This is a genomic window from Pirellulales bacterium (assembly GCA_033762255.1).
GTDB lineage: Bacteria > Planctomycetota > Planctomycetia > Pirellulales > JALHPA01 > JANRLT01.
Genome location: JANRLT010000008.1, coordinates 55,109 through 80,420, shown reverse-complemented (window position 1 = coordinate 80,420; position 25,312 = coordinate 55,109). Strand labels below are relative to the sequence as shown.

The window sequence follows — 25,312 nt, the reverse complement described above, 5'->3', positions numbered from 1 at the left end:
GTAACTCAACCAGGCTGTGCTTGACGTCAGCAGGAGTTGGTTTAGTTAAGTGGAGAGAGTGTTGCTGAGCAGAAGTTCCTGTTAGGCAGCACCTGGCCTGTTGTGCCGCCATGTTTGTCGGAAATGAATAGGGCAATTGAGCGAGCACGCGCCATCTCGGTCTAAGGCCAACCGCTGGCTAGAAATGGTTGGCGGAACACGAAAGTGAGTTGCTTTCGTGATTGGCAGTTATTTTAGTGCCTTTTTTGTTCAAGGAGTTTGCAATGCTGTTGAAATCCAGAACGTATGCCATGGCCGCGGTCGCTGTGGCGCTTTTCGTCGCAGCAGGAAGCACTTTCGCGCAGGGCGAAGGCTTCAGCAAGGCGAAGGGGAATTATGGGGCCGGCTTTCAAGCTGGCTCGACGCGGCAGAGCGCAGCGCGGGGCCACGCGCGGGTCATCTACAATTACGGGCATGGACAGCCCCAGGTCTCTCGGGCGATTGTGAAGGATAATGTTCAGGCGATTCGCTCGAATCTGCAAGGTGCGACGAAGGATTTTCAGGCCCTCAAGGAGGCGCATAAAGACAACGCGGAAGTGGCAAAGCTGGTCGATTCAATCGTTAAGCACCATAACAGCGCATTGGAAAAATGCGACATGGTGGAAGGCAAGGGAGACGGCGCTGAATTGGAGAGCAGTGTCGTTTGCGACTGCTGCGCGGACATGACAAAGGATCTCCATGCCGCGGAAGAAGCGGCCGCACAACTTGGCAAGCTTCTCAAGATCGAGAAGATGATGGATCCGCTTCAGCACAAAGCCCACGCGGCCCCGAAGCGCTAAAGCCATTTCCCAGGTCAACTCCAGGTTGCGAAACCGCCGGGTACTGGCCCGAATCGCCAGTACTCGGCGGTACTCTTAGACAGGTAGGCCTCGATAAACCCCGGTCTCTGAATATCCATTCTAGCAAGTATTTATGCACGGCAACTTTGTATGCGAAGCATAAGATGAGGCTAGCTAATAGCTTATGGCATTTTTGGATTATCATTGATTCTAGGAAGAATTGGCCCACGACAAGCATCTAAAGTAACAGTGCCACCAACACATCGATGCTACGGATGTTCGCGCAAGGTTACGAGTCGCATGCACTCCGGGAGATATCGCCGATGCTTGCGGAGTGCATCGGCTCATTTTTGCAAAGCCTGACGGAAGTAATGGAGTTTTTTCCGTTTCATCGCGGAATTGATGGTAGAACTCACCCTTGACGCCGATCCTAGAATTCAGTAACCAAGGCAAAAACCAGGTGTATCCATGTGGCGTTTAGTGCTTACCGCCTATTTCGGCATTCTCACGACGTTAAGTCCGTCGGTGTGCTGCTGCGCGTTGCGGGCCAAAACGAACCTGGGAACTTGTTGTTCGCACGAAAACATTCCCAACGAAACAAAAACCGAGCATCAAAAAAGTTGCTGTTCCAGCGAACTCAAGAAATCGTGTTGCAGGACTGACTCGCCAACGTTGCCGGGGCATCCTGTCCAATCACCCGATAGTCCTTGCAAAAGCGACTGTCAGTGCGGCAAAGACCGACAGATTCTCGGTCCCACAAAAATTCTGGTCGAAGAAAGTCAGTCGGTACATTTTTCGGATTGGCTATTTAATCGCTCCGCTACCGAAGTCAATCGGTCGCTTGCAGTGAGCCTCTCGACGGAACGCAATTTGGCTCCTTGCGATGCCATCTATGATTCGGCCAGGGAGCTTCTGCGCGCGCATTCTCTGATGCGCTGCTAACTCTTTTTCTTGAACGGTTTGATGAGCGGCAAATTTGCCCTCATTAATTCTCTCGCCGTTGTCAGATTCCTCCCTTCGTTGCTAATTGCACGCGCATTTCGCAACGAGTTGAGACACCGCATTTTATTGTGCGAGATACAGGGGATCCGTTTTTTCTGCATCAATTCCTCCCTTAGGAGATTTCCCATGTTACGTTCAGCAATTGTCGGAGCCATCTTCCTGGCTAGCGGTTTAGCAGTCACAGTTCTTTTGACCGGCTGCTCAAACAACAATAATAACCCCGGCAAACCTGCGACAACTCCACCGACTAGAGGGACAGCCAATACTTCTCCACCAGCACAATCAACAGCCTCCGCGGACGAGGAACACGGCCATAAGGCGGGTGCGCATGGTGGAATCATCGTCTCGCTTGGCCAAGATAGCTACCATGTCGAAGCGATCGTGGAAAAATCCGGCACCTTGCGGATTTATACCTTGGGCAAGGAAGAAACGCGAATCCAAGAGGTTCCCGCGCAACCCCTCACGGCTTATGTCAATCAAGAAGGAGAGGCGGACTCGGTTTCCTTGGAACTCAAGCCGCTGCCGCAGCCCGGTGACACGGCTGGCAAAACATCGCTCTTTGTCGCGGAATTGCCCGCGGAACTGCGTGGCCAACCGTTGAATGTCACGATTCCCAATATCGCGATTGCGGGCGAGCGATTTCGCCTGGGTTTTAGTACCAAACAAGAGCAACACCAAGAAACCACGATGCCGGAAAAGGTAGCCAACGATGAGGAGAAGGCGTTGTACTTAACCCCGGGCGGGATTTATACGCAAGCGGATATTCAAGCCAATGGCAATGTCGTTGCTTCGCAGAAGTTCAAGGGTCAAATGGCGTCACATGACTTGAAACCGAAAACCGGCGACAAGATCTGCCCGATTACGTTGACAAAGGCCAATCCCAAGTTCACTTGGGTCGTGGCGGGCGAAAAATATGAGTTTTGCTGCCCACCCTGCGTGGATGAGTTCGTCAAGCAAGCCAAAACAACTCCAACGGAAATCAAAGCGCCCGTGGAGTATGTGCAGAAGTAACGGAGTTTTGCGGAGCAGAGAATCAGCATCGTCGATTTTTGACGCGTGTCGAAGGCGGTTTTGATTCAGAACACGAGATGCAAAGGAATGTCTCATGTGGAAGAAATTGTTTTTGAATGCGACGGCTGTGGCGCTGATGATCTTTTTGGCGCGTGGCGCGTTTGCTGCCGAGGTTGCCACATCCACAGCCACGGTCATTACCGTGGATGGAATGCACTGCGTGAGTTGTGCAAAAAAGGTTGCCGAGAAATTGGAAAAGATCGATCACGTCGCCAAAGCGGCCGTCGATGTCAAAACGGGTGAAGCGACCGTCACGCCAAAAGAAAAAGAGACTCCCTCGGCCAAACTGTTATGGGAAGCGGTCGAACGCGCCGGTTACAAGCCCACTAAATTGGTGGGCCCGAGCGGCACGTTTACAGAGAAACCAAAGTCATAGCGTGAAGCATGGTGGTTGCAATCGACTGTTCGCCTTGCCCAACAAGGTGGAAGGTTATTGTCCACTCCTGAGGCGAGCCGATTGGGTTGGGCGGCTCCTCCTTACGGCTCAGGTTTTCCCAGCCCGTTTGGGTCGGTGACGCGCCACACACGCGTGCGGAGCCATAGTGTCGCGGAGCCGATCTCTTGCAGAAGGAGTTCGGTGATGAAACGGTTGTTGTCATTAGCAGTTTTGGCGAGTGCGTTCCTGCTGACAAGTTCAGCAAACGCTCGCCAAACCAGGCCGGCTGCCTACCAAGCGTCCGGTATGAGCCAAAGTATTCGGGTTTGCCCAATTCAGCAGCAGACGCGGAACTCTCAGGTTCCCAGCTATCTGAAGAGCAAGATTACCGGAAACTAAGGCGGCTGATCGTCGCAAGCCGTCATCAAGGCGGCGGAGCGGTGAGTTCCTTGCTCACCGCTCCGTAATTTGACTTGCTGATTGTCATTTTGCTGGAAACTATTTCTGGATTTTTCTTTACGATGCGAAACACACGTCGTAATCGTCGCTTGAGCTGGTATTTGCTCGGTTTCTGCTGGGGATTTTGGACTATTGCCTTATTTGCTCACGAAGGCCACGCCCCGCTTCCCACCAAGGGAGTTGTCGTGGATGTAGCAAAGGGGTTGATCACGATGAGCGCCGACGCCCAACAAGCGTTGGCCGTGAAATCGACGCCGGTGGAAATGCGCACGCAGGAGCAGAAAGCGTTGGCCTACGCGCGCCTCGTGTTGCCGTGGCAACAACTCGCTTTTGTCAGTCCCCGGATCGCGGGCCGGTTAACAAAGGTCTTTGTTCAATCCGGAGAGCATGTCGAGGCGGGAACGATCCTGGCCGAGATCGGTAGCCCTGAGTTGGAAACATTGCAACAAGAACTCCTGGCTGCGCTCAATTCCCAGAAACTTGCGGCACAAAATGAGGAACGGACCAAAAAACTGGCCCGTGAACAAATCATTCCAGGAAGGGATTGGCTGGAAGCGCAGGTCAAATTGCGCGACGCCGAGAACGCTATTCAGATCGCGAGAAGCAAATTGCGAGCCGTTGGTTTCACGGACGACCAGATCGAGCAGATGCCTTCCTCCGAAACATTGCTCACACTTCCCATCAAAAGTCCGCTAGCCGGAATAGTAAATCACACCGATCTTTCGATAGGTAAAACGGTGGCGGCGAATGAGCATTTGTTTGAAGTCAGTGATTTGTCAAGAATCTGGATTCGCCTGGAAGTTTTAGAGCATGACGTGAACCGGGTGGAGAAAGGGCAGACTGTCGAATTGGAACTGCGTGCCTATCCGCGCGAGATTCACAAAGCCGCGGTGGAGGTTCCCTGCGTCGCCCTCGATCCGGTCACGCATCTTGGGACGGCCTGGGCGAGCCTGGAAAATTCCGCAACGGGTGAACCGCGCTTTTTGCCGGGAATGTATGGGCAAGCGCAGATCACGATTTCATCACCGGAAAAACTCCTGACCGTCCCCATCGCAGCATTGCAAGGAGTCGGCGCAGAGCGTTATGTGTTGGTGGAAACGGCTGCCACCGGCAAAGCGATGGAATATCGCAAACAAGGCGTCTCGGTCGTCGCTGAGACGGCAACCCACGCCCAATTGAAATCTTCCGGACTTTTTCCAGGGGATCGGGTAGTTACAACCGGAAGTCACATTCTCTCGTCGTACTTTATTCTCGGCGTCCTGAAGTTAAGTCCCGACGCGATCCGCAATATCGGCATGCGCTTGGAACCCGCGCTTCCCCAAGTAGTGGAGCAAACTGTTGAATTTGACGGTGTGTTGGATTTGCCCCCTGAACAACGGGCCTTGATTTCGGCCCAAGTCAACGGAGTGTTGTCAAAGGTGCTGGTGACGCCGGGCCAACAAGTGAATGCCGGAGATGTATTGGCAGAAGTCACTAGCTTGGGACTGCAAGATCTGCAACTGGAACTGCTGCAAGGGCAACTTGACGCGGCACTTTGGGAAAATGCCTTGGCTCGGATCAAGGACCTTCGAGGCACTCAGGGAATTGCCCAAAAGCGATTGGACGAAATGGAAAATCTCCGTCAAGCGGCCGTGAATCAACGCGATGGAGCCAAACGGAAGTTGGAAGCGTTAGGAATTTCTCCCAAGCAACTAACGCAGATTATGGAGCAAAAGGAGTTACTGACCGCTTTGCCAATCCGAGCAACCATAAGCGGAATCTTGGTGAGTTTTGACAAAGTCCTTGGGGAAGCCGTCCAAGCCGATGCCGCGATTTTTGAACTGCAAAACCTGTCGCGATTTTATGTGAAAGGAGCAGTCGCGGAACGGATCGGGGGGGCGATTCGAAACGGGATGTCCGTGCGGGTTCGCTTGGCCGCCGATCCACTGACCGTCTATACCGGCAAAATCGTGCGAAGCAATCGCACTTATGGCCAAGATTCGCGCACTCTTCTGGTTTGGATTGAACTTAATCAATTGCCCACAATAGGATTGCGGCAAAACATGCTGGCCCGGATTTCCGCCACAGTCGATTCTCCCCCGCCGACATTAGCCGTGCCTCGTGGCGCGCTTGTCCGGGAAGGCGCGCGGTCGTTTGTATTCGTGCAAGGGGCCAACGGCGGGTTGGAACGCCGCGCCGTAACAACAGGCCGTTACGACGATCAGCGAATTGAAATCCGCTCGGGGATTCAACCGCAAGAGCGGATTGTCGTGCATGGAACGGCCGAATTGCAAACTACCTACTCATTGATTCGCTAACTCGGCACGATGCTCAATCACATTATCGCATTCTCATTGCGGAACCGCCTGCTCGTCATGGTGCTGGGCTTGGTCGTCGTAATTTACGGCGGGTATCAACTGACCCTTATGCCAGTCGATGTCTTTCCCGACTTGAATCGCCCCACTGTCACCATCATGGCCGAAGCGCGGGGGCTGGCCCCCGAGGAAGTAGAGGTGCTGGTTACGCGACCGATCGAATATCTGCTCAATGGCGCGACTGGCGTGCGTCGTGTAAGATCGGCTTCCGGTATTGGATTGTCGATTGTGTGGGTGGAGTTCGATTGGGGGACCGACATCTATCAAGACCGCCAGATCGTGGCCGAGAAGATGCAACTCGCCCGCGAGCGGTTGCCTCAGGACGTCAATCCCGTGATGGCACCGATCTCGTCCATTATGGGCGAGATTATGTTGCTGGGCCTCCGTTCAACTGCGGAATTTGCCACTCCGGAGGCGGAACTCGCCAAAGCGATGGAACTGCGCACGCTGGGGGAATTCACGATCCGCAATCGTTTGCTGGCGGTCGAAGGAATCTCGCAAGTCACCGTGATGGGAGGAATTCTCAAGCAGTATCAAATCATCACTTCGCCCGCCCGGCTAGCGGCGCACAATATCACGTTGCAACAACTCACGACGGCGGCGGAAAAGGCCAATGTCGTGACCGGCGGCGGTGTCCTGGAGCGCGGGGCAAAAGAATCGCTGATACGAATCAGCGGACAAAGCCTGGGTTTGGAGGAGATCGAGAATACGGCCGTGGTGTGGCGAGAAAACCGGGCCATAATGATCAAGGATGTGGCCGATGTACGTTTTGGCGGACCGGTCCGCCGCGGCGACGGGGGCGTTTGGGTTCGCGAAGGCGAACATCTGACCGGCGGTACGGCAGTAATTCTGGCTGTACAAAAGCAACCCAACGCCGACACGCTGAAACTTGACGCCAAGCTGCAAATCGTGCTTGACGAATTACAACGCGAGCTTCCGTCGGATATCGTCATTGAACGGCGGATATTCAAACAAGCCGACTTTATCGAAGCGGCCGTCGCGAATGTCTTAGAGGCCGTACGAGACGGCGCGATATGGGTCGTGGTAGTTTTGTTCCTGTTTATGTGGAACTTTCGGGTCAGCATTAGCTCGCTGACCGCGATGCCCATTTCGATCTTATTGACGGTGCTGATTTTCAAAGCCTTTGGTATCACGATCAACACCATGACGATGGGAGGGATCGCCGTCGCGATTGGCGATTTAGTCGATGACTCGATCGTGGATATCGAAAACATCTACCGCCGCCTCAAGGAAAATCGCCACTCCCAGCAACCGCAGAATCCGCTCAAGGTGATTTTTCTCGCGTCAAGCGAGGTACGCAACTCGATTGTCTATGCGACGTTCATCGTCGCACTGGTCGTGCTTCCCTTGTTCGCGCTCGATGGCCTGGAAGGTCGGATGTTTGCGCCACTGGGGATCGCTTATATCGTTTCCCTAATGGCTTCTTTAGCCGTGTCATTGACGATCACACCCGTTCTCGGTTCTTTTTTGTTGCCCCAAGCCAAGTTTCTGAATGATGCGGCCGATCCGTGGCTGTTACGCAGCCTGAAACGTATTGTCGAACGGATCTTGATAGTTACTTTGCGCCATGCCTATGTGGTACTGGGCGTGGTGGCTGTCCTCGTTTGCATTTCGCTCGCGAGCCTCACTTGGATGGGCGGAGAGTTTCTCCCGCCATTTAACGAGGGAACGCTCACGATCTCGGTACAAACCGAACCCGGAACCAGCTTGACGGAAAGCAATCGGGTCGCCAAACAAGTAGAACAACTCATTTTGGAAGTTCCCGAAGTTACTTCCGTCTCTCGCCGCACGGGCCGAGCTGAATTAGATGAACATGCCGAAGGGGTCAACTCCTCGGAAATCGATGTCGGTTTAGTTCCCAGCGAAGTTCCTAAAGCGGGAATCCTGCCGGCAATCATGCGTTTGATTCCCGGCGTGCATCTTTGGGCATACGACCATCCGGGCCGGCCGCGAGAGGAGGTTGTCGCCAACATTCGCGAGCAAGTCACCCGTGTGCCGGGCATCAAGGTCAACGTGGGACAACCAATTTCGCATCGCCTGGATCACATTATGTCAGGGATTCGCGCTCAGATCGCGGTCAAGGTTTTTGGCCCCGACCTTCGCGAACTGCGAACCGTGTCGCAAGACATTCTCACCAAAATGAGCGTCATCCCCGGCGTAGTCGATTTGCAATCCGAGCCGCAAATCGAAATCCCCCAAATTCGCCTGCGGGTCAAGCACGAAGAAGCGGCGAGATACGGCCTGGCACCCGGCGATATCGCCGACATGCTGGAGACCGCCTATCGCGGAAGGACCGTCTCGCAAATTCTCGATGAAGATCGCTTTTACGATTTGGTGGTGTGGTTCGACGAAGCGGCTCGCAGCGATCCCGACGAGATCAATAAAACAATACTTGAAACGCCTTCGGGGCGACGGATTGCATTGGGACAAGTGGCCGAAGTTCTCGACACGACCGGTCCGAACACGATCAATCGTGAGAATGTGCAGCGACGAATCGTCGTCTTTTGCAATGTCCAAGGCCGCGATTTGGCTGGTGTCGTCCGGGACATTCAACAGGAATTAATACCGATTCGAGATGAACTCACCATACTCCAAGGAAACTATCGGATCGAGTTGGGAGGACAATTTGAAGCCCAGCAGCAAGCGAATCTCCGCTTGGCAATATTGGGCACTTGTTCCGTGATTGGTGTCTTTCTCTTGCTTTGTAAGGCGTTGGAATCGTGGATTGCGGCTTTGCAAGTCTTGGTGAATATCCCGCTTGCGGCGATGGGTTCGATCATCGCATTATTATTGACCAATTGGCCCACCGGCGAAGCAATGCAAAACGCGGCCTGGTGGGAGTGGCCACGGGTTTGGATCGAAGCGACGAGCCTGAGCGTCGCTCATTGGGTCGGATTTGTCACTCTCATCGGAATCGTCAGTCGTAACGGCATCATGATGATTTCGCACTATATTCACCTGATGAAATATGAAGGAGAACAATTCACCGAACAGATGGTCATTCGGGGGAGCTTGGAACGCCTGGCCCCCGTGATGATGACCGCGATGACCAGTTTTATTGGCCTATTGCCGTTGTTGTTTGGGGCCGGCCAGACGGGTAAGGAGATTCTCTATCCACTGACGGTCGTGGTCTTCGGGGGGATGCTTGCCTCGACGATTCTGGATCAAGTGGTCACGCCCGCGCTGTTCTACAAATTCGGCCGCGGCATCGTCAAGCAAATCCATTCCCAACACGATCAGCAACATTCACTTGACCGGTGGGCCGAAGAAATGTTTCCCACCGAAACTCTATCTACGTCTTTACCGGCCAATCGTGAAACCCCGACTACTCCACAACCCGCCTAAGTTTATCGAGAGTCTTGAAGATGAATCAGAATTCAATAGGGCTCAATGTCATTCAACCGGAACCGAAATCCGTTGATCCGGTTTGCGGCATGATGGTGGATCCGGCCAAAGCGGCGGGTCATGCCGAGTATGAAGGCCAGACTTATCACTTTTGCAGCACGCATTGCCGCACGAAGTTTGTGGCCGCGCCGGAGAAGTACCTGCAAGCTGCCGCGAAGCAAACGTTCATGGGAATGCACGAACCAGAGCCGCCAGTCGTCGCTCCCGGCGATAAAGTCGAATACATCTGCCCGATGGACCCCGAAGTGCTCAGCGACCGGCCCGGCCCGTGCCCGAAATGCGGGATGGCGTTGGAACCCCGCGTTGTCACGCTCCAATCCGGTCCCAATCCCGAATTGGTGGAGATGACGCGGCGATTCTGGATCGGCACAGCGCTCAGTGTTCCTGTGGTCTTGCTAGCAATGTCCGACATGTTCCCAAATAATCCCTTGCACCATTACGCCCAGCAACTCAATTGGCTGCAATTGGTCTTGGCAACGCCCGTCGTGCTGTGGAGCGGCTGGCCGTTCTTTGAGCGCGCTTGGATTTCTCTCAGAAACCACAGTCCGAATATGTTCACGCTCGTCGGGTTAGGCGTCGGAGCTGCCTATGGATACAGTGTCATTGCGACGATTGTACCGGCAATCTTTCCCCAAGGTTTCTGCAACGCGGATGGGAGCGTTATGCCGTATTTCGACACGGCGGTTGTGGTCACGGTCCTCATTTTGCTAGGGCAGGTTCTCGAACTGAAAGCGCGTGGGCAAACCAGCAGCGCGATCCAGCGTCTGTTGGGTTTGGCCCCCAAGACAGCACGAATAATACTACCGTTGGGAGATGAGGAAGATGTTCCGCTCGACCAAGTTCGGGTGGGAGAACAATTACGCATTCGCCCAGGCGAAAAAGTGCCAGTGGATGGCGTGGTACTCGAAGGGAAAAGTTATCTCGATGAAGCGATGATCTCGGGCGAGCCGGTGCCGGTTGAGAAGGAACCCGGCAGTCGGGTCACCGCCGGGACCATCAACACTACGGGGAGTTTGCTGATTGAATCTGAGAAAGTCGGCGCGGACACGCTGCTCTCGCAAATTGTGAAAATGGTCAGCGAAGCCCAACGGACCCGCGCGCCGATTGAGCGGATAGTGGATCAAGTCTCGCGGTATTTCGTGCCCGCGGTGGTCCTAATCGCCGTGGCAACGTTCGTGATCTGGAGCCTATTTGGCGCGGAGCCGAAAATGGCGCACGGCTTGGTGAATGCCGTAGCCGTGTTGATTATCGCGTGCCCCTGCGCGCTCGGTTTGGCAACGCCGCTCTCGATCATGGTCGGGATCGGTCGCGGCGCGGAGCATGGCATTCTCATCAAAAACGCCGAAGCGCTGGAAGTGCTGGAACGGGCCGATATTCTGGTTGTGGACAAAACCGGTACGCTCACCGAAGGGAAGCCGCGCGTGACGACCGTAGTGCCGATCGGTGACTTCAAGCCGAATGAGATCTTGCGTTTCGCTGCTGGTTTGGAGCAAGCGAGCGAGCATCCTTTGGCTCAAGCGGTATTGAAAGAAACACGTCAGCGAAATCTAGCGATTCCCACCGTTGACAATTTTGAATCAATTACCGGGAACGGAGTCAGCGGTACGATTGAAGGACAAGCGGTCTTGCTCGGCAACCGCAAATTGCTGCACGAGCGCGGAATTGATATGGAAGTACATCAAAATCGCCGCGAAGAATTGCAAAGCCAAGGTCAAACTGTCCTGTTACTGGCCGTTAGTGGAAAATTCGCCGGGATGATTCCCGTGGCAGACCAGATCAAATCCACCACACCAGAGGCGATTAAGCTACTCCACCAATCGAGCCTCAGAATCATCATGCTCACTGGCGATAATCGGCAGGCGGGCGAAGCGGTGGCCAAGCAATTGGGGATTGATGAAGTTCACGCCGAGGTACTGCCAGCCGACAAACTGGGGATTGTCAAAAAACTGCAAGCCGACGGGCATGTCGTCGCGATGGCGGGCGACGGCATCAACGACGCACCGGCTCTAGCTCAAGCCCAAATCGGCATCGCGATGGGAACCGGGACCGATGTGGCGATGGAAAGCGCCGCGGTGACGCTGGTCAAGGGCGATCTTCGCGCCATTGCCCGCGCGCGAAACCTGAGTCGAGCCACCATGAGCAACATACGGCAGAACTTGTTTTTGGCGTTCGTGTACAACGTTGCCAGTGTCCCCATTGCAGCCGGGCTGCTTTATCCGTTCACTGGCATTTTGATTTCGCCGATCTGGGCCAGCGTGGCAATGAGCCTCAGTTCGCTTTCAGTGGTGGCGAATGCCTTGCGATTGAGATCGCAGCAATTGTAAGAACCGCGATCAGTCGTACTTATTTCTTGGGAGCATAAACATGCGCTATCAGGTTTTACTGGGATTTGCCGTCGCCTTGATTGTGGGCTGCGGTTCGTCTGTGCCGGAACCGAAGCCGAAGAATGACGACAAGCACGAAACGTCACACGGTACAAATCATACGGACCATGCTGGGAAGACCGCTGCGTATGAATTGATGGTCAGTTCCGATCCGGCGGAATTTTTCGCCGGCAAGCCCGCTGCATTAAGCTTCATGATTCACGATCAAACAGGGGCGATGTTGAAGCAATATGAAACGGTGCATGAGAAACAGATTCACCTGATTCTCGTGCGTGAAGGTTTGGACCATTTTGCCCACGTTCACCCCGAGGTTTTTCCGAGCGGCACATTCAAGACCACGTTTACATTTCCTTTGGGAGGTACATATCGACTCTATGCCGACTTTAAGCCCACGACCGGCAAGCAATCGCTTGCTATTGCACAGGTCAAGGTTGCGGGCGACGCCCCGAAAGCCGCTCCGCTGGAACCGAATGTTCCGGGCAATGTTGCAGGCAATGGTTTAGCAGCCACAATTACGATTGATAAAATGGCATCGCCTCTTGAGGCAAAAATCACTTTCGACATTCGCGACAACACGGGAGAAGTCGTCAAAGATTTACAGCCCTATCTCGGCGCGATGGGGCATCTTGTGGTGTTGAGTGCGGACGGTACACAATTTGTGCATGCCCATCCGCTTGAAAATGCAAGTGCGGCGCAAGGGAAGGTTTCGTTCGAGGCCCACTTTCCCTCACCGGGGTTGTATTAAGGGTGGGGGCAATTTCAACGTAAGGATAAGGTGTTGACGATTCCCTTTGTTTTGCGGATCGACAAATAGCTTTGTCCCTTTGTAGGGCACGGGGCGCTCCGACTGTAATCCTAAGAGCCGTTTCAATTTTGACGACACGATCGCCCACATAACTATTATGGAACATTTCATGCGAATCTTTTTGCGCTTGTTCTTCATTGCAATGGCAATGCAACTTCGGACAGACCTTGCCGCTGGCGAGCCGGTTTCGGTCGTGCCTATTGATTCGCAAATGGTGCCGCGACAACCCCAAGTCGCGGTCGATTTACGCGGCATGATCCATCTGGTCTTTAGCTCGCAGAATGAAATTTATTACACGACATCGGTCGATCAAGGAAAATCGTTTCACAAACCGAGCTTGGTTGCAAAACCAAGTATGTTAGCGTTGGGCATGAGACGCGGACCGCGGATTGCGATTTCAGAAAAAGCCATTGCGATCTCGGCGATCGGGGGAGAACTTGGCGGTGGGCGGGATGGCGATCTCTGGAGTTGGCGTTCGGAGGATCAGGGAAAGACGTGGCAAGGCCCAGTTCAAGTCAACGATGCGAAAATCTCAGCTCGTGAGTGCTTGCATGCGATGGCCGCCAGCCCAGACGGTGAATTGTTTTGCACCTGGCTCGATCTTCGAAATAAACGGACGGAGTTGTGGGGCTTGAGTTCAAATGACAAGGGCGCGACTTGGTCGAAAAACGTGCTGGTTTACCAATCGCCGGACGGTTCGATTTGCGAATGCTGCCATCCCTCGGCGACTTATGACAAGCAAGGGAGGTTGGCCGTATTGTGGAGGAATTCCTTTGCGGGAAATCGTGATATGTACATGGCACTCACGCTTGATCACGGCAAAACCTTTGCCGCCCCATCAAAACTTGGCCAAGGAGCGTGGGAGTTGGACTCTTGTCCGATGGACGGCGGCGCGTTGACCGCGACCGCGGACGGAAAGTACGCCGCCGTCTGGCGACGCAAGAATAGTCTATTTGCCACGCAAAACGACCAGTCCACAGAGCAATTCCTAGAAGACGGTTTGCAACCCTGGTTGGCCGCATATCCTAATAGACACTTACACCTTTGGATACAGAAACGCCTTGGCGATTTATGGCTTTTGACGCCGTAGATAAACAAGCCAATCAAGCTAGCTGGCAATGCCACTGATCCCGTAATCGCTGCACATCCGGCTTTGAATAGCAGCTTGGGAAACTGAGGAGGGAAGCAGGCAGAAAGTTTATGCTTTGACGATAGAAGATAAATAGGATCGTTACTATGACCTGCGGACAAACTCAGTAAATCACAAATGAGGTTTCTCTCGTGTGGCGACACGATTGTGGTTTTGGCAAGAAATTGCCGCCTTTGCTTCCCTGCTTATCATCGACTGTTAAAATTTGACGTTCCATTCTTAGGGCGAAACAGTTTTATGCTAGCAACAACCGCGGGTATCTATCGTTACTTTGCCAGCTTCTCTTCAAGTCTGGTTTCCGAATTTTCCGATATTACCCATACCACCGGAGTTTGCCTTATGGCTTGCTCCTTGGTTGATTCTCTTTGGCGCGGCGGCCGGAATCACCCACCCGTGATTGTCGTTGTGTAACGTAATAAAAATTACGTTTACTATCCAGTCCATTATTGCGCGGATCAAACCTGTAAAGCAATTTGGCTTTTGCCAAATTGGTTTCAGACGACTCGCGACATGGCCCCCGCACTCTGCCAGATTATACATGTTGTCCAAAATCGCTTCATTAGCCGAACCTCGCTCTCGTTTTGCGAAACAAACCAGCCTGAAGATGATTTCGTGCCTTCTTTGGTATAGCTCATCTTCTTCACTGCTTTGGTCCCAGGTCACACGTGAACACCAAGTGACGGCACCGAATTCAATTTCCATTCGACAGCCAACCATGCTTGCGGTCGAAGCGTTGCCACCAGTAAATCCGTCGGTCGTGCCGCAACCACTAATGCCGATTTTCTATTCTTTGACTCAACATCAAGCTCCACTCCCTGATCCTCCTCAAGAAACAGTGCCGTCGCCAGCGCCGGCTCCCGGCGCAATGAACTTAGCGGATTTGGAGAACATTGCACTCCGGAATAATCCCTCTCTGGCGGAATCCGCGGCGCGAGTGAATGCACTACGCGGGAAGTGGGAACAAGTCGGTTTGCCTCCCAATCCTTATGCCGGTTACTCCAGCCAACAAACCGGAAGCGGCAACACGGTCGAACAGCGGGGCGTTGTGTTCGGTCAAGAATTGATCATGGGACACAAACTGCAACTCAATCGCGCCGTGGTCGGCCAGGAAGTGCAGCGGGCGGAACAGCTATTCGCTGCCCAACGCATGCGCGTCATAACCGACGTGCGGATCACATACTTTGAAGTGTTGATCGCACAACGCCGGGTAATGTTGGCCCAGCAGATATCCGAAGTCGCCTCGAATATGGTGACGATTACACAAAGACGGCTTGACGCCAAAGAAGTCGGCAAGACCGACTTGTTGCAAGGCAAAATCGAATACGAGTCCGCGCGTGTACTCAAGCAACGCGCCGAGAATCAATATGTCGAGGCGTGGCGTAAATTGGCCGCAATCGTGGGAGTGCCAACGCTGGCTCCTCAGCCCTTGGCGGGTATCGTGGATGCGGACATTCCCCGGTATGAATGGGAGAGTTCGCTGCAACGCTTATTATCGACCAGTCCGGAAATCTCCGCTGCGCAAGCCGAAATTCAACGGACACGTTGGGCGTATCAGCGGGCACAAGCCGAAAAGAAGTCGAATCTGTCCTTTCAGGGGATCGTGCAGGACGATCGCTCTATCGATGCGGTCAACGGTGCGGTTCAAGTGACGCTCCCGATTCCGCTGTGGAACAGAAACCAAGGGGGAATTACACAGGCAGGACATGAAGCGCTCGTCGCGGAACGTTCTTTGCAAAAACTGGAGTTGGATCTACAGCAACGCTTGGCCGTCGTGTTTCAGCGCTACGATTCCGCCCGCATCCAGGTCGAGCGATACGCCCAAGAAATCTTACCCAACGCACAAGAAAATCTAGGACTTGTCCAAAAAGCATACCAAGCGGGAGAATTTGATTACCTTCAGTTCTTACTCGCGCAAAGAACGTTTTCGCAAACCAACTTGGAATACCTCAACTCCATTGCGGAGCTGCGCACCGTCGCTTTGGAAATCGAAGGGTTGCTTCTGAGCAATAGTTTGCAAGCGACAAGTGGACAGTAATTGACTCCTGAATCGATCCCAGGTCCCTCGGCATTTCTCAGGTCACTCGACTATCCAACTTTATTCACCAGATTTAAGAAGCTTTAACCCATAGTGCCAAGGTGGCAAGCGGATTTCTGCGCCCACAACATTGAAAACGCCTTTCATGTTCGCCCACTGAATGATTTGTAGGGGGCGAGGGCGTAACTCCAATGCGGGTCCGCGCGGCGTTTGGGCATTATAGAGCCAGTGAGTCACAAGCAACTGACCACCAGGTCGTAAGACCTGATTAGCTTGAGACAGCAACAATTCCGGATGCTCGCAGTGCAGAATGTTAAACAGCAGCACCGCATCAACGCTTTGTGCTGGTAACTCAAAGCCACGCTCGATGACGTCGCGCTCATGAATGACAATGTTGCTGACTTCCAGATTAGCTGCGCGTGCCTTAGTTCGCTCGATCATTCGGGAGTCAATGTCGTAGGTGAAAAGCGTGCCGGAAATTCGCCGCGCAACTGGGATGCTAAAAGTGCCGTAACCGCATCCCAGCTCAACGACATCAGTCAACGCCCGGCAAACCCCCAGTGCGTCGAGAGTATGCGGAATGTCGAAAAGCGTTTCCCAATATGCTTCATCAGGCATTCCACTGTCACGAAGCTTCACAAAATCATCCAGTCGTCGTTATAATGCGATGGCCATGACTTTCGATACCTACCGGCTGGCGTTAGAATTCTAGTAGATACTGCCCCTGAAGGAAGTCAATGACCTTTATCTGGATTCGTAAATTGAGCGTTTGAATGCCCTCTCCAACTGTGGTTAAGGTACTGGTGAACTACAGTTAGAGCGAATTTGTGAACAAATTGAAGTCGTTTTTGACTTCAGTCTATATCGCACTGGAAAAACATAGTATACTGCCAGAGTGCCGAAAACAGCCAGCCATCGGGGCTCGGTCGAAAGGCATAGTTTCCAGATTGCGATGGTTTGCTTACAGGAGAACCAAGGTAAATCTATGTTCCGATGCTTGGTTGCGATCCTCGCACTCGTGGGATTTATCCTCGGCCAATGGGCCGCGATTTCTCATGCGCATGCAGGAATGCAATCCGCGGATCATAGCGCTATGCCGCATGTCCATATCTCCTGGCTGATGGGTGAGAACCATGAACATCACGCAGACCATGGTCATTGTCACGGACAGCATGAACATCGCCACGCCACGAATGGGCATGGTGAGCATCAGGATAAATACGGATATTCGACCCATCAGGAAGAATCTACGGTTCCCGACACGGCCATCGATCATGTTGAGCATCACGGCGCGGACGCGATTTACTTAACCTCAGTGACAACGACCTGCGAGCCGACTGGTCGGGGCAGTGAGTTGGTTTCCCAATCGCCACTTGCCAGCGCAGGATTGTTGATGCAATCCGCGATATTTATTCCGGCGACTAACCAATGGCATAATCGCGATTGTAAAACGATGCCGAAAAATCGCGAGCACCACTGCGCGCGCTTCTTAGAATTGCGGACTCTCCGCATTTAATTTGGGCAAGCTTGCTTGAGTTTGCGCTCTTCTGCGCCACTGTAACGTAGCTCGCGTGACTTACGCTATATGCCTAGCGTTCCCGCAGCTAATAGATCCCATCCGCACTCGAACACATTGCGCATGATGCGCTATTACCGCCGGAAAGCCGGAGAAGATTTCCTATGAAGCCGTTTCGATTTCTTAATCCGTATGCGCTCGCTCCCCTCATCATCGGGATAGCGATTGCGGGCTACTTTTCGCGGGCTTACTGGCTGCCGCAGACTGGCCCACGTGATGAGGCGAATTCCGCCGTTCCTACGGATGAATCCTCAGTAACCGCAACCAAAATTATTGTCGGTGATCAAGCGCAGAAGAACTTGAAGTTGACCGCCAAGCAGGTCATGGGCGAGCCGTTTTGGAAATCGATGACAGTCCCCGGCATGGTTGTGGATCGGCCGGGGGTGAGCGACCGGGAGATCGTTGCCCCGGCTATCGGCACGATCAGTCACATTGCGCATCTCCCTGGCGATACGGTTCGGCGTGGCGATCTGCTATTCACGCTCAAACTGGCCAGTGAGTCATTCCAGCAAACGCAAACGGAATTGTTCAATGCGAGCCAAAATATCGAACTCGCCACTGCCCGGCGAAAGCGAATGGCGGCGAAGGAATCGCTCCAGCCAAATTGATTTAGGTGGAAAACGAAATTGCGCGCTTGGAAGCGGCGGTCAAAGCCTATCGGCTGGAACTACTCAATCGAGGCTTATCGAAATACGACCTTGATGGAATTGCCACGGGGAAATTAGTGAACGAGATTTCCGTCGTTGTCCCCGCGCCGATTTCCGGTCAACAGGGACTTAACACGACAGAGAATTCCAGCGCCGGTCCACAGGCTCCTGATGAGTCGGGGTTGGCATTCGAGGTTCAAGAACTCAAGGTTGAATTAGGCGAGCAAGTACAAGCGGGACAAACGCTTTGTCACCTCTCGAATCACCGAATGTTGGCCATTGAGGGCCGGGCATTCCGCGACGAAACGCCCATCCTGGAACGAAGCGTCGAAGAAGGTTGGTCGGTCCAAGTCGATTTTCAGGAAGCTCCGGACGCCGATTGGCCCATACTCGAACGGACGTTCCCCATCCGCTACCTCGCCAACACGATTGATCCTGTCTCCCGGACATTTACATTTCTGATCCCTTTAGAGAATCAATCCAAATCAATTATCCAAGGAGACAAGACGCAACTGCTCTGGAGATTCCGTCCGGGGCAAAAAGTTCGCGTGCTAGTCAAAGTGGAACAACTTAAAGACGTTTTTGTGCTGCCTGCCGACGCGGTTGTCTTCGAAGGTCCGGAAGCTTTTGTCTTAACGCAAAACGTCAACACGTTCGAGCGGAAAAGCGTGCATGTGCTTCACCGCGATCATGAGCAGATGGTGATTGCGAATGACGTTTCCTTACCAACCTATTTGAAGGGTAAGGAGCATTGGACGATTGCCGTAGTGGTCCGCACCGCCGCGGCCCAGTTGAACCGCATGACCAAGGGGGGCGCGAGTGGAGTTCCTAAGGGCTTCCACATCCACGCGGATGGAAGTCTCCATAAAAATGAAGACGAAGGGAAGCAATAGGTAACTCCATGCTAAACGCCGTGATTCGTCTTGCCTTGCGATACCGGACGCTAGTTCTAGCTGCCTGCCTGGTTGTGTTGGTCTATGGCGGTTACTTAACGACAGCGATCCCGATTGACGTATTCCCCGACCTAGACCGACCCTGTGTGGTTATCCTCACGGAATGTCCCGGACTGTCGCCGGAAGAAGTCGAGACCTTGGTCACCATTCCGATTGAGACGGCACTGCTGGGCGCTTCGGGAGTGGAAGCCGTCCGAAGCCAGTCGAGTCAGGGCATGAACGTGATCTACGTGGAGTTCGATTGGCGCACGGAGATTCGCTATGCCCGACAAGTGGTCATGGAGCGACTTGCAGTCGTGCCAATGCCAGATGGGATTCGCCCGCAGATGACACCTCCGGCCTCGATTATGGGGCAAATTTTGCATATCGGTTTGCATCGCCGCAAGGGTCCACAGGGAGGCGAACTCGCCTCGATCGGGGACACAGGATTATTGGCCGAACGAATTGTGCTCGCTGACAATTCCGATATCACCGTTTGGAAACCACGCGAGCGAAATGATCCCGAGACGTGGGTGAAAGTCATCGCGGGAGACGTGCAATGGGAAGGAGCTACACCACAGCTAACTGCAACATTCAAACTCGACGGCAATCCTCAAACGGTAACGTTTCGGACACCGTTACAAGAACGGATGAATCTGCGAACCATCTCGGATTGGGTTATCCGGCCACGATTGATCAAGCTGCCCGGCATCGCCGAAGTGATTATCATGGGGGGCGAGATCAAACAATATCAAGTCCTCGTCGATCCGACCAAACTGCAAGAATTCAATATTTCTCTGACCGAGATTGAAGCTGCACTCAAAGCCAACAATCTCAATACGAGCGGCGGCTTTTTGGAAGAAGGACAAAACGAGCGCCCTGTTCGCATCATTGGTCGGCTAGGGCCGCTTCCACAGCAAGTGGTCGATGATCTGCTGGAAGTGCCCATCAAGTTCATCTCCGAGCGGACCTTGTTACTCAAGCATGTTACCACCGTCCAAGAAGGTCCGGCTCCCAAACGGGGCGATGCGAGCATTGACGGCAATCCGGGCGTGGTGATCACGATTGTGAAGCAACCGCACGCAGATACCCGGAGGCTTACTGAGCAAGTGAAGTCCGCGTTGCGGAAAGTGGAGGCCACACTCCCCGCCGACTTGGTGATCAATACCGAGTTGTTTCAGCTCAAGGGATTTATCGACCGGGGGATTTACTACGTCGAAGAGGCGCTCGTCATTGGGGCCGTTCTCGTCGTCATTGTGTTGTTCCTCTTTCTGCTCAACATCCGTACGACATTTATTACCTTAACGGCAATTCCCCTGTCGTTAGTCATCACGACCTTGGTGTTCCGCTTCATCGGCACGCTCACGGGCACGGAATTGTCGATCAACATGATGACGTTGGGAGGAATCGCGGTGGCGATGGGTGAACTCGTGGACGACGCCATCGTGGATGTGGAAAATATCTTTCGGCGGCTTTCGGAAAATAATGCGCTAGCCGAACCCAAGCCCGCGCTCTTGGTCGTGTATGAAGCCAGTCGCGAAATCCGTTCGGCGATTGTCTTCGGTACGGCGGTGGTGATTCTGGCGTTTCTCCCGTTGTTCGCGTTATCGGGGGTCGAAGGTCGTTTATTTATTCCGCTCGGAATCGCCTATATCGTCTCGATCCTGGCTTCATTAGTCGTTTCGCTCACCGTCACGCCGGTATTGTCCTATTACCTTTTGCCGCAATCGAAAGCGACCCACCGGCAACATGACAGCAAGTTGCTGCAATGGCTGAAATGGGGAGCGAGTTATTTGATTCGCTTTAGTATGCAACATGCCGGTATCCTCTTGCTGTTGACCTGGGCGCTCGTCGGTTTAAGTGCGTGGCAGTTGACGCGCATGGGAGCCGACTTTTTGCCTAAGTTCGATGAAGGAAGCGTGCAAATCAATGTCGCGTTGCCCGGCGGTTCGTCGTTGAAGGCTTCGAATGAAGTCTCTCATGTAATTGATCGGAAGCTAAAGACGATGCAAAAATCCAAGGACAACCCCGACGGGGCCATTCTTCATTTCGCCCGCCGTACGGGGCGAGCGGAACTCGACGAACATGCTCAGCCGGTGAATGTGGGCGAATACATTTTGACGATTAACCCCAACGCCGGGACACACCGCGATGAATTCTTGAAAACCGTCCTCTCAGATTTGCGGGCTGAAGTGCCGGGGGTCGAGATCGAAGCGGAACAGCCCTCTCTCGCACTTAATTAGTCACATGCTATCCGGCGTGAATGCCCAAGTCGCGGTCAAAATCTACGGTGACGATCTGGACAAGATTCGGCAACTTGCCGGAGAAGTTCGGACCGTGCTCGCCGAAGTGGAAGGTGTGACGCCGCCCATCGTCGATCCCCAAGAACGAGTTGACGAATTGCATGTTGTCTTGCGAACGAGTGAACTCGCGCTCTACGGCGTTAGCCGTGAATTTGTCGCAGACTTCGTTCAGACCGCCTTGAAAGGCGAAGTTGTCTCGAAAATCCTGGAAGGTCAACGGCGATTTGATCTGGTAATAAAGCTCCAAGAACCCTATCGCTCGAACCCAGATTTTATGAAGGAACTCCGGATTGAATTGCCTAATGGCCGTGGACAAGTGCGCTTGAAAGATTTGGCGGATTTTCCCGAAGCAGCAAGCGGTCCGAACTTGGTCAATCGTGAGAACGTTCGCCGCAAGCAGGTCGTTCGCTGCAACGTGACCGGACGAGATTTGGCGGGAGCCATTGAAGAGATCGAACGGAATGTGCGGCAACGAGTGCAACTCCCGGCGGGGTACTTCATCGAGTTCGGCGGACAATTCGAAGCCCAACGCTCGGCCACGCTGATGATTTCGGGCTTAGCCGGTGTGTCGCTGGCGGGAATCTTCGTCGTGCTGATGATGTTGTATCCCTCGCCACGCATCACCTTTCAAATCCTCAACGCGATTCCCACGGCTTTTATCGGCGGAGTTTGGGCGTTGATGGTGAGCAATCAATCGCTGACGGTTGCGAGTTTGGTCGGATTTGTTTCATTGGGAGGTATCGCCGTGCGAAACGGCATCTTGCTGGTGACGCATTATTTCCATTTGATGAAAGAAGAAGGTCAAGCTTTCTCGGAAGCGACGGTATTGCGAGGAAGCTTGGAACGACTGGCTCCCGTCCTCATGACGGCGCTTACTGCGGGGATCGGGTTAGTGCCGTTGGTGATTGGCGGAAAAAAGCCGGGTTTGGAAATTCTTTATCCGGTTGCCACTGTCATTTTGGGCGGTCTGATGACTTCCACATTTTGCGAGTTCCTGCTTCACCCCGGTTTGTTTTGGAAATTTAGCGGCAAGGACGCCGAACGGTTGGTCCACGGCGGGAGTTCTGAAGAAGAACTTCTGGAAGGCGTTTAGTGGTGCGTATGACGTTCCGATTTGTTTCATTTTTTACGAGAGGATTGATGTCATGAGATACTTGAAGTTGCTGAGTGCGGGTTTCTTTTTCGCGGCCCTGGCGTTGACGGGTTGCTCGGATTCCAAAGCCCCCAAGCCTGACGCCAAGAAGGGGTTGCCTGTCACGCCTGAACATGCACATGGTACTGGGCCGAACGGCGGGGTGGTGTTTGATCTGGGGAGTCATCATGCGGAATTTACCGTGGATCACGGCAAAAAGGAATGTACGGTGCTGTTCCTTGGCAGTGACGAAAAAACACCATCCGCCATCGCGGCCAAGGAATTTGTCTTGAGTACCAAAGAGACGAAAACCAAAGACGGAACCGTCGTCGCCCCCATGACCGTTACGCTGTCGCCCGTCGATACGGCTGATGGCAAAGCGGCTAAGTTTGTCGGCACCGATCCTGGTATCGGCAACGTGGCCGATTTCCAGGGAACTGTCTCCGGCGAAATCGACGGGAAACCGGCGACGGGTGAATTTAAGGAATAGTTATTAACCGATCCAGTGAGCATGATTCCCCCTGGCGAATGGTTGCAATAACTTGCACCCGCCAGTGGGAAAGCAAAATGGAAGGAGAATCGTATGGGAATTCTGTGGAATGTTGTCCGCGTAAGTATCACTGCGATCATCATCGTCGCCGTGGCGGAGCTATCCAAGCGATATCCCCGCTATGGCGCGTTACTCCTGTCGTTGCCAATCGTCAGCGTCTTGGCATTTGTCTTGAGTTGGAATCAGCATCGCGACTTGCCCGCAATTTCTAAAATGGCCCGCGAAACGCTGGTACTTGTTCCACTCGGATTGCCGTTTTTTCTACCGTTGGCTTTTGCAACTCGATTAGGGCTGGGATTCTGGCCAGCAATTGCCGCTGGAATTGTATTATCCTCGCTAACAATTGGGTGTTGGTTTGCTTTCATGTCCGCTGAATGACAAGCATTAGTACAATTCTATGTGGGCATCACGGTTTCAGATTGGTAACCGCCTCAGCGACTTAAGCTACTAATGCCATTTTGACACTTCATGAATTAGCATTTCCCGAACGGCCCGGTAGAAAAAATCTGATGGTGTCTTGTCATTCCGAATTAGTAACGGTCGCTGTCAATATTGTGACTATGGTCGTGTCTCGTTGACTGCAGTGCCACTTCCAGCGTTCTCTATTGTGTTATCGGTGCCAATGGTCAGACTGTCAATTTGAAAGCGGTTGTAAGATTGGAACATAGTTGCCCTGTCGCAGGTGCAACCCTGGTGCAACCATAACTGGATGTTTGTTCAGAGTGAAGGGCCAAGAACACTGGAAAAGTGATGGAACAGAAACTGGCCGCGTTTTAAGAGTTGCAAATGGCCTTGTTGACTAATTGGATTTTTCATACCACATCCCGTGCTAGCTGCCTGCTGAAAAACAAAGTGCATGCACAAACAGCAGTTGTTTTGTGTTGGTCAAAACCACAACATCTTGTGGCTGCAAATACTACTTCAACAGGCTGCTAGCGTGGCCATTTTTTGGGTGTGCAAGCACAATTAGTGGTAATATTCAACAAGGCCGTTGCTAATAGTCACCGCCGAAATCGAAGGCTTGTTGCTCACTAATAGTCTACAGGCAATCACCGCGCCCTAACTTTTTAGCGAATTCAAGGCGTGTTAGCTCAAGCCACGCTTCAAATGTGGTGACATCTATAACTCGCTAAAAAATCAATAATGCATTATGCTTGCCGTAGAGCGGTGACAATTTCAGCCCGTGCGGCTTGCCAACCGGGTGCGATGCCAGCCAAGATGCCGACAACCGCGGAAACAATCGCACCAACCACTGCCAATTGCGCCGAGGGTCGAAACGCGATCATGACACCTTCGGCTCCCACGGCAAAATCGCCCCAGGCCAGCAACAGCATTCCGAAACCGATGCCCAGCAATCCGCCGGCCAGGCTTTGCAACAAGCTTTCCGTCACGACCAACCGAAAGATTCGCCACGGTCGCAGACCAATGGTTTGCAGAATCGCATGCTCTTGTATTCGGTCCTGCACGGCCATGACTGTGGTCGTTGCCACAAGAGCCAGAACCAAGCCCACGCACGCGTAACCGAGCCAGTGGGCGAAACCGATCAACTCGGCCAAATCGGCCAAGGTGTCGGCTTGAAAAACACCTTTGGAGCGCGTCGTCGTGGCGACCGGACCATTGTGAAACTCCGCATCGATCCTGGTCGCCAATTCATCGGGATTTGCCGAATCGGTCAGCAAGACTTCCAACTGCGTAATTGTGCCGACCGCGTTCTTCCCTTTGGCGCGTTGCAAAAAATCCAAATGGGTATAGATGAAATTCTCTTCCGCAGGCACCGTCGAACGGAATGTCCCGACGACGGAAACCGTTACCTCGCCGATGGAAAACTTCTGTCCTGCCTTGAGCCCGCGCCGCTCGGCGACAGCTTGCCCGACAATGGCCGCATCGGTCCGGACGTCGAAATCACCCCAACTTCCCTTGAGTAGCGTCAAATCCCGCGCGGCACGAAGCTTTTCAGGGGGCATTCCGTTGAAGACGATCACATCCAAACTGGCTCGGCAATTGTTTGTGAAAACCTTGATTGGGACAACCTCTTTCACTCCCGGAAGTTTGCCAACCACACGGGTGTAGTCTTCCGGTAGTTTGCTGCTGGCGGGGCAGAAGCGGTTTTCTTGAAAGACGATCAAGGTGCGCTCGGCTTGGCGGTTTTTGGTGAGTTGCTCCAAGCCTTGTTGCACCGCTCCCACGCAGCAAAAGACGAAGAGCGCCACGGCCGAACCGCTGACGGTCAGCATTGTTCGGCCGCGATGCCGCCAGAGGCTTTTCAGGACATAACCGGCGAAGCGAAACATG

At 53.3% G+C, this 25,312-nt stretch carries 20 protein-coding genes; 17 read left to right on the top strand and 3 right to left on the bottom strand.

The window, feature by feature from the left end; all coding sequences use genetic code 11:
• The first annotated feature begins 263 nt into the window (after positions 1-263).
• The 9 genes from SFX18_02615 (at position 264) to SFX18_02575 (ending at position 13,785) form a co-directional block, all read left to right on the top strand.
• On the top strand, positions 264-818 hold the full coding sequence (locus SFX18_02615; protein ID MDX1962017.1) for a hypothetical protein: 555 nt from the start codon (positions 264-266) through the stop codon (positions 816-818).
• Between the two features lie 1,128 nt (positions 819-1,946).
• On the top strand, positions 1,947-2,831 hold the full coding sequence (locus SFX18_02610) for a hypothetical protein (GenBank protein ID MDX1962016.1): 885 nt from the start codon (positions 1,947-1,949) through the stop codon (positions 2,829-2,831).
• Positions 2,832-2,925: 94 nt separating this feature from the next.
• Positions 2,926-3,267: a heavy metal-associated domain-containing protein gene (locus tag SFX18_02605; protein MDX1962015.1), complete on the top strand. Its 342-nt coding sequence runs from the start codon at positions 2,926-2,928 to the stop codon at positions 3,265-3,267.
• Positions 3,268-3,452: 185 nt separating this feature from the next.
• A complete protein-coding gene (locus tag SFX18_02600) occupies positions 3,453-3,734 on the top strand; it encodes a hypothetical protein (protein ID MDX1962014.1) in 282 nt (93 codons plus the stop codon).
• 177 nt (positions 3,735-3,911) lie between these two features.
• Positions 3,912-6,023, top strand: coding sequence for an efflux RND transporter periplasmic adaptor subunit (locus SFX18_02595; GenBank protein ID MDX1962013.1), 2,112 nt, complete (start codon positions 3,912-3,914; stop codon positions 6,021-6,023).
• 9 nt (positions 6,024-6,032) lie between these two features.
• A complete protein-coding gene (locus tag SFX18_02590; protein MDX1962012.1) occupies positions 6,033-9,446 on the top strand; it encodes an efflux RND transporter permease subunit in 3,414 nt (1,137 codons plus the stop codon).
• A gap of 20 nt (positions 9,447-9,466) precedes the next feature.
• Positions 9,467-11,830 carry a heavy metal translocating P-type ATPase gene (locus SFX18_02585; protein MDX1962011.1) on the top strand — a complete coding sequence of 788 codons (2,364 nt, stop codon included), beginning with the start codon at positions 9,467-9,469 and terminating at the stop codon, positions 11,828-11,830.
• A 40-nt stretch (positions 11,831-11,870) separates the two neighbouring features.
• A complete protein-coding gene (locus tag SFX18_02580) occupies positions 11,871-12,635 on the top strand; it encodes a hypothetical protein (protein ID MDX1962010.1) in 765 nt (254 codons plus the stop codon).
• Between the two features lie 202 nt (positions 12,636-12,837).
• On the top strand, positions 12,838-13,785 hold the full coding sequence (locus SFX18_02575; protein ID MDX1962009.1) for a sialidase family protein: 948 nt from the start codon (positions 12,838-12,840) through the stop codon (positions 13,783-13,785).
• Between the two features lie 345 nt (positions 13,786-14,130).
• Here SFX18_02575 and SFX18_02570 read toward each other — a convergent pair whose 3' ends face one another.
• Positions 14,131-14,547, bottom strand: a complete 417-nt coding sequence (locus tag SFX18_02570; GenBank protein ID MDX1962008.1) for a hypothetical protein — start codon at positions 14,545-14,547, stop codon at positions 14,131-14,133.
• Here SFX18_02570 and SFX18_02565 point away from each other — a divergent pair.
• Complete coding sequence (locus tag SFX18_02565) at positions 14,450-15,880, top strand: TolC family protein (GenBank protein ID MDX1962007.1); 1,431 nt, start codon at positions 14,450-14,452, stop codon at positions 15,878-15,880. The genes SFX18_02570 and SFX18_02565 overlap by 98 nt on opposite strands.
• 60 nt (positions 15,881-15,940) lie before the next feature.
• Here SFX18_02565 and SFX18_02560 read toward each other — a convergent pair whose 3' ends face one another.
• Positions 15,941-16,519, bottom strand: coding sequence for a class I SAM-dependent methyltransferase (locus SFX18_02560; protein MDX1962006.1), 579 nt, complete (start codon positions 16,517-16,519; stop codon positions 15,941-15,943).
• A gap of 256 nt (positions 16,520-16,775) precedes the next feature.
• Here SFX18_02560 and SFX18_02555 point away from each other — a divergent pair, with 256 nt between their 5' ends.
• From SFX18_02555 to SFX18_02525, 7 genes are all read left to right on the top strand, one after another.
• Entirely contained in the window at positions 16,776-17,396 is a 621-nt protein-coding gene (locus tag SFX18_02555) for a hypothetical protein (protein MDX1962005.1), read from the top strand.
• A gap of 164 nt (positions 17,397-17,560) precedes the next feature.
• Entirely contained in the window at positions 17,561-18,064 is a 504-nt protein-coding gene (locus SFX18_02550; GenBank protein ID MDX1962004.1) for a hypothetical protein, read from the top strand.
• A gap of 5 nt (positions 18,065-18,069) precedes the next feature.
• Complete coding sequence (locus SFX18_02545; GenBank protein MDX1962003.1) at positions 18,070-18,996, top strand: hypothetical protein; 927 nt, start codon at positions 18,070-18,072, stop codon at positions 18,994-18,996.
• Positions 18,997-19,004: 8 nt separating this feature from the next.
• On the top strand, positions 19,005-21,278 hold the full coding sequence (locus tag SFX18_02540) for an efflux RND transporter permease subunit (protein MDX1962002.1): 2,274 nt from the start codon (positions 19,005-19,007) through the stop codon (positions 21,276-21,278).
• Between the two features lie 16 nt (positions 21,279-21,294).
• Positions 21,295-22,431: an efflux RND transporter permease subunit gene (locus tag SFX18_02535; protein MDX1962001.1), complete on the top strand. Its 1,137-nt coding sequence runs from the start codon at positions 21,295-21,297 to the stop codon at positions 22,429-22,431.
• Positions 22,432-22,483: 52 nt separating this feature from the next.
• Positions 22,484-22,960 (top strand): hypothetical protein, encoded by a 477-nt coding sequence (locus tag SFX18_02530; protein MDX1962000.1) that lies wholly within the window; start codon positions 22,484-22,486, stop codon positions 22,958-22,960.
• A 93-nt stretch (positions 22,961-23,053) separates the two neighbouring features.
• Entirely contained in the window at positions 23,054-23,398 is a 345-nt protein-coding gene (locus tag SFX18_02525) for a DUF3147 family protein (GenBank protein MDX1961999.1), read from the top strand.
• 770 nt (positions 23,399-24,168) lie between these two features.
• Here the strand turns inward: SFX18_02525 and SFX18_02520 are convergent.
• Positions 24,169-25,311: an ABC transporter permease gene (locus tag SFX18_02520; GenBank protein ID MDX1961998.1), complete on the bottom strand. Its 1,143-nt coding sequence runs from the start codon at positions 25,309-25,311 to the stop codon at positions 24,169-24,171.
• Position 25,312 lies beyond the last annotated feature (1 nt).

Coding starts and splice junctions, on each gene's coding strand:
- SFX18_02570 (MDX1962008.1), bottom strand. CDS start 14,547: ATGGAAATTGAATTCGGTGCCGTCACTTGGTGTTCACGTGTGACCTGG.
- SFX18_02585 (MDX1962011.1), top strand. CDS start 9,467: ATGAATCAGAATTCAATAGGGCTCAATGTCATTCAACCGGAACCGAAA.
- SFX18_02530 (MDX1962000.1), top strand. CDS start 22,484: ATGAGATACTTGAAGTTGCTGAGTGCGGGTTTCTTTTTCGCGGCCCTG.
- SFX18_02580 (MDX1962010.1), top strand. CDS start 11,871: ATGCGCTATCAGGTTTTACTGGGATTTGCCGTCGCCTTGATTGTGGGC.
- SFX18_02590 (MDX1962012.1), top strand. CDS start 6,033: ATGCTCAATCACATTATCGCATTCTCATTGCGGAACCGCCTGCTCGTC.
- SFX18_02610 (MDX1962016.1), top strand. CDS start 1,947: ATGTTACGTTCAGCAATTGTCGGAGCCATCTTCCTGGCTAGCGGTTTA.
- SFX18_02525 (MDX1961999.1), top strand. CDS start 23,054: ATGGGAATTCTGTGGAATGTTGTCCGCGTAAGTATCACTGCGATCATC.
- SFX18_02565 (MDX1962007.1), top strand. CDS start 14,450: ATGATTTCGTGCCTTCTTTGGTATAGCTCATCTTCTTCACTGCTTTGG.
- SFX18_02615 (MDX1962017.1), top strand. CDS start 264: ATGCTGTTGAAATCCAGAACGTATGCCATGGCCGCGGTCGCTGTGGCG.
- SFX18_02520 (MDX1961998.1), bottom strand. CDS start 25,311: ATGTTTCGCTTCGCCGGTTATGTCCTGAAAAGCCTCTGGCGGCATCGC.
- SFX18_02540 (MDX1962002.1), top strand. CDS start 19,005: ATGCTAAACGCCGTGATTCGTCTTGCCTTGCGATACCGGACGCTAGTT.
- SFX18_02550 (MDX1962004.1), top strand. CDS start 17,561: ATGAAGCCGTTTCGATTTCTTAATCCGTATGCGCTCGCTCCCCTCATC.
- SFX18_02605 (MDX1962015.1), top strand. CDS start 2,926: ATGTGGAAGAAATTGTTTTTGAATGCGACGGCTGTGGCGCTGATGATC.
- SFX18_02575 (MDX1962009.1), top strand. CDS start 12,838: ATGGCAATGCAACTTCGGACAGACCTTGCCGCTGGCGAGCCGGTTTCG.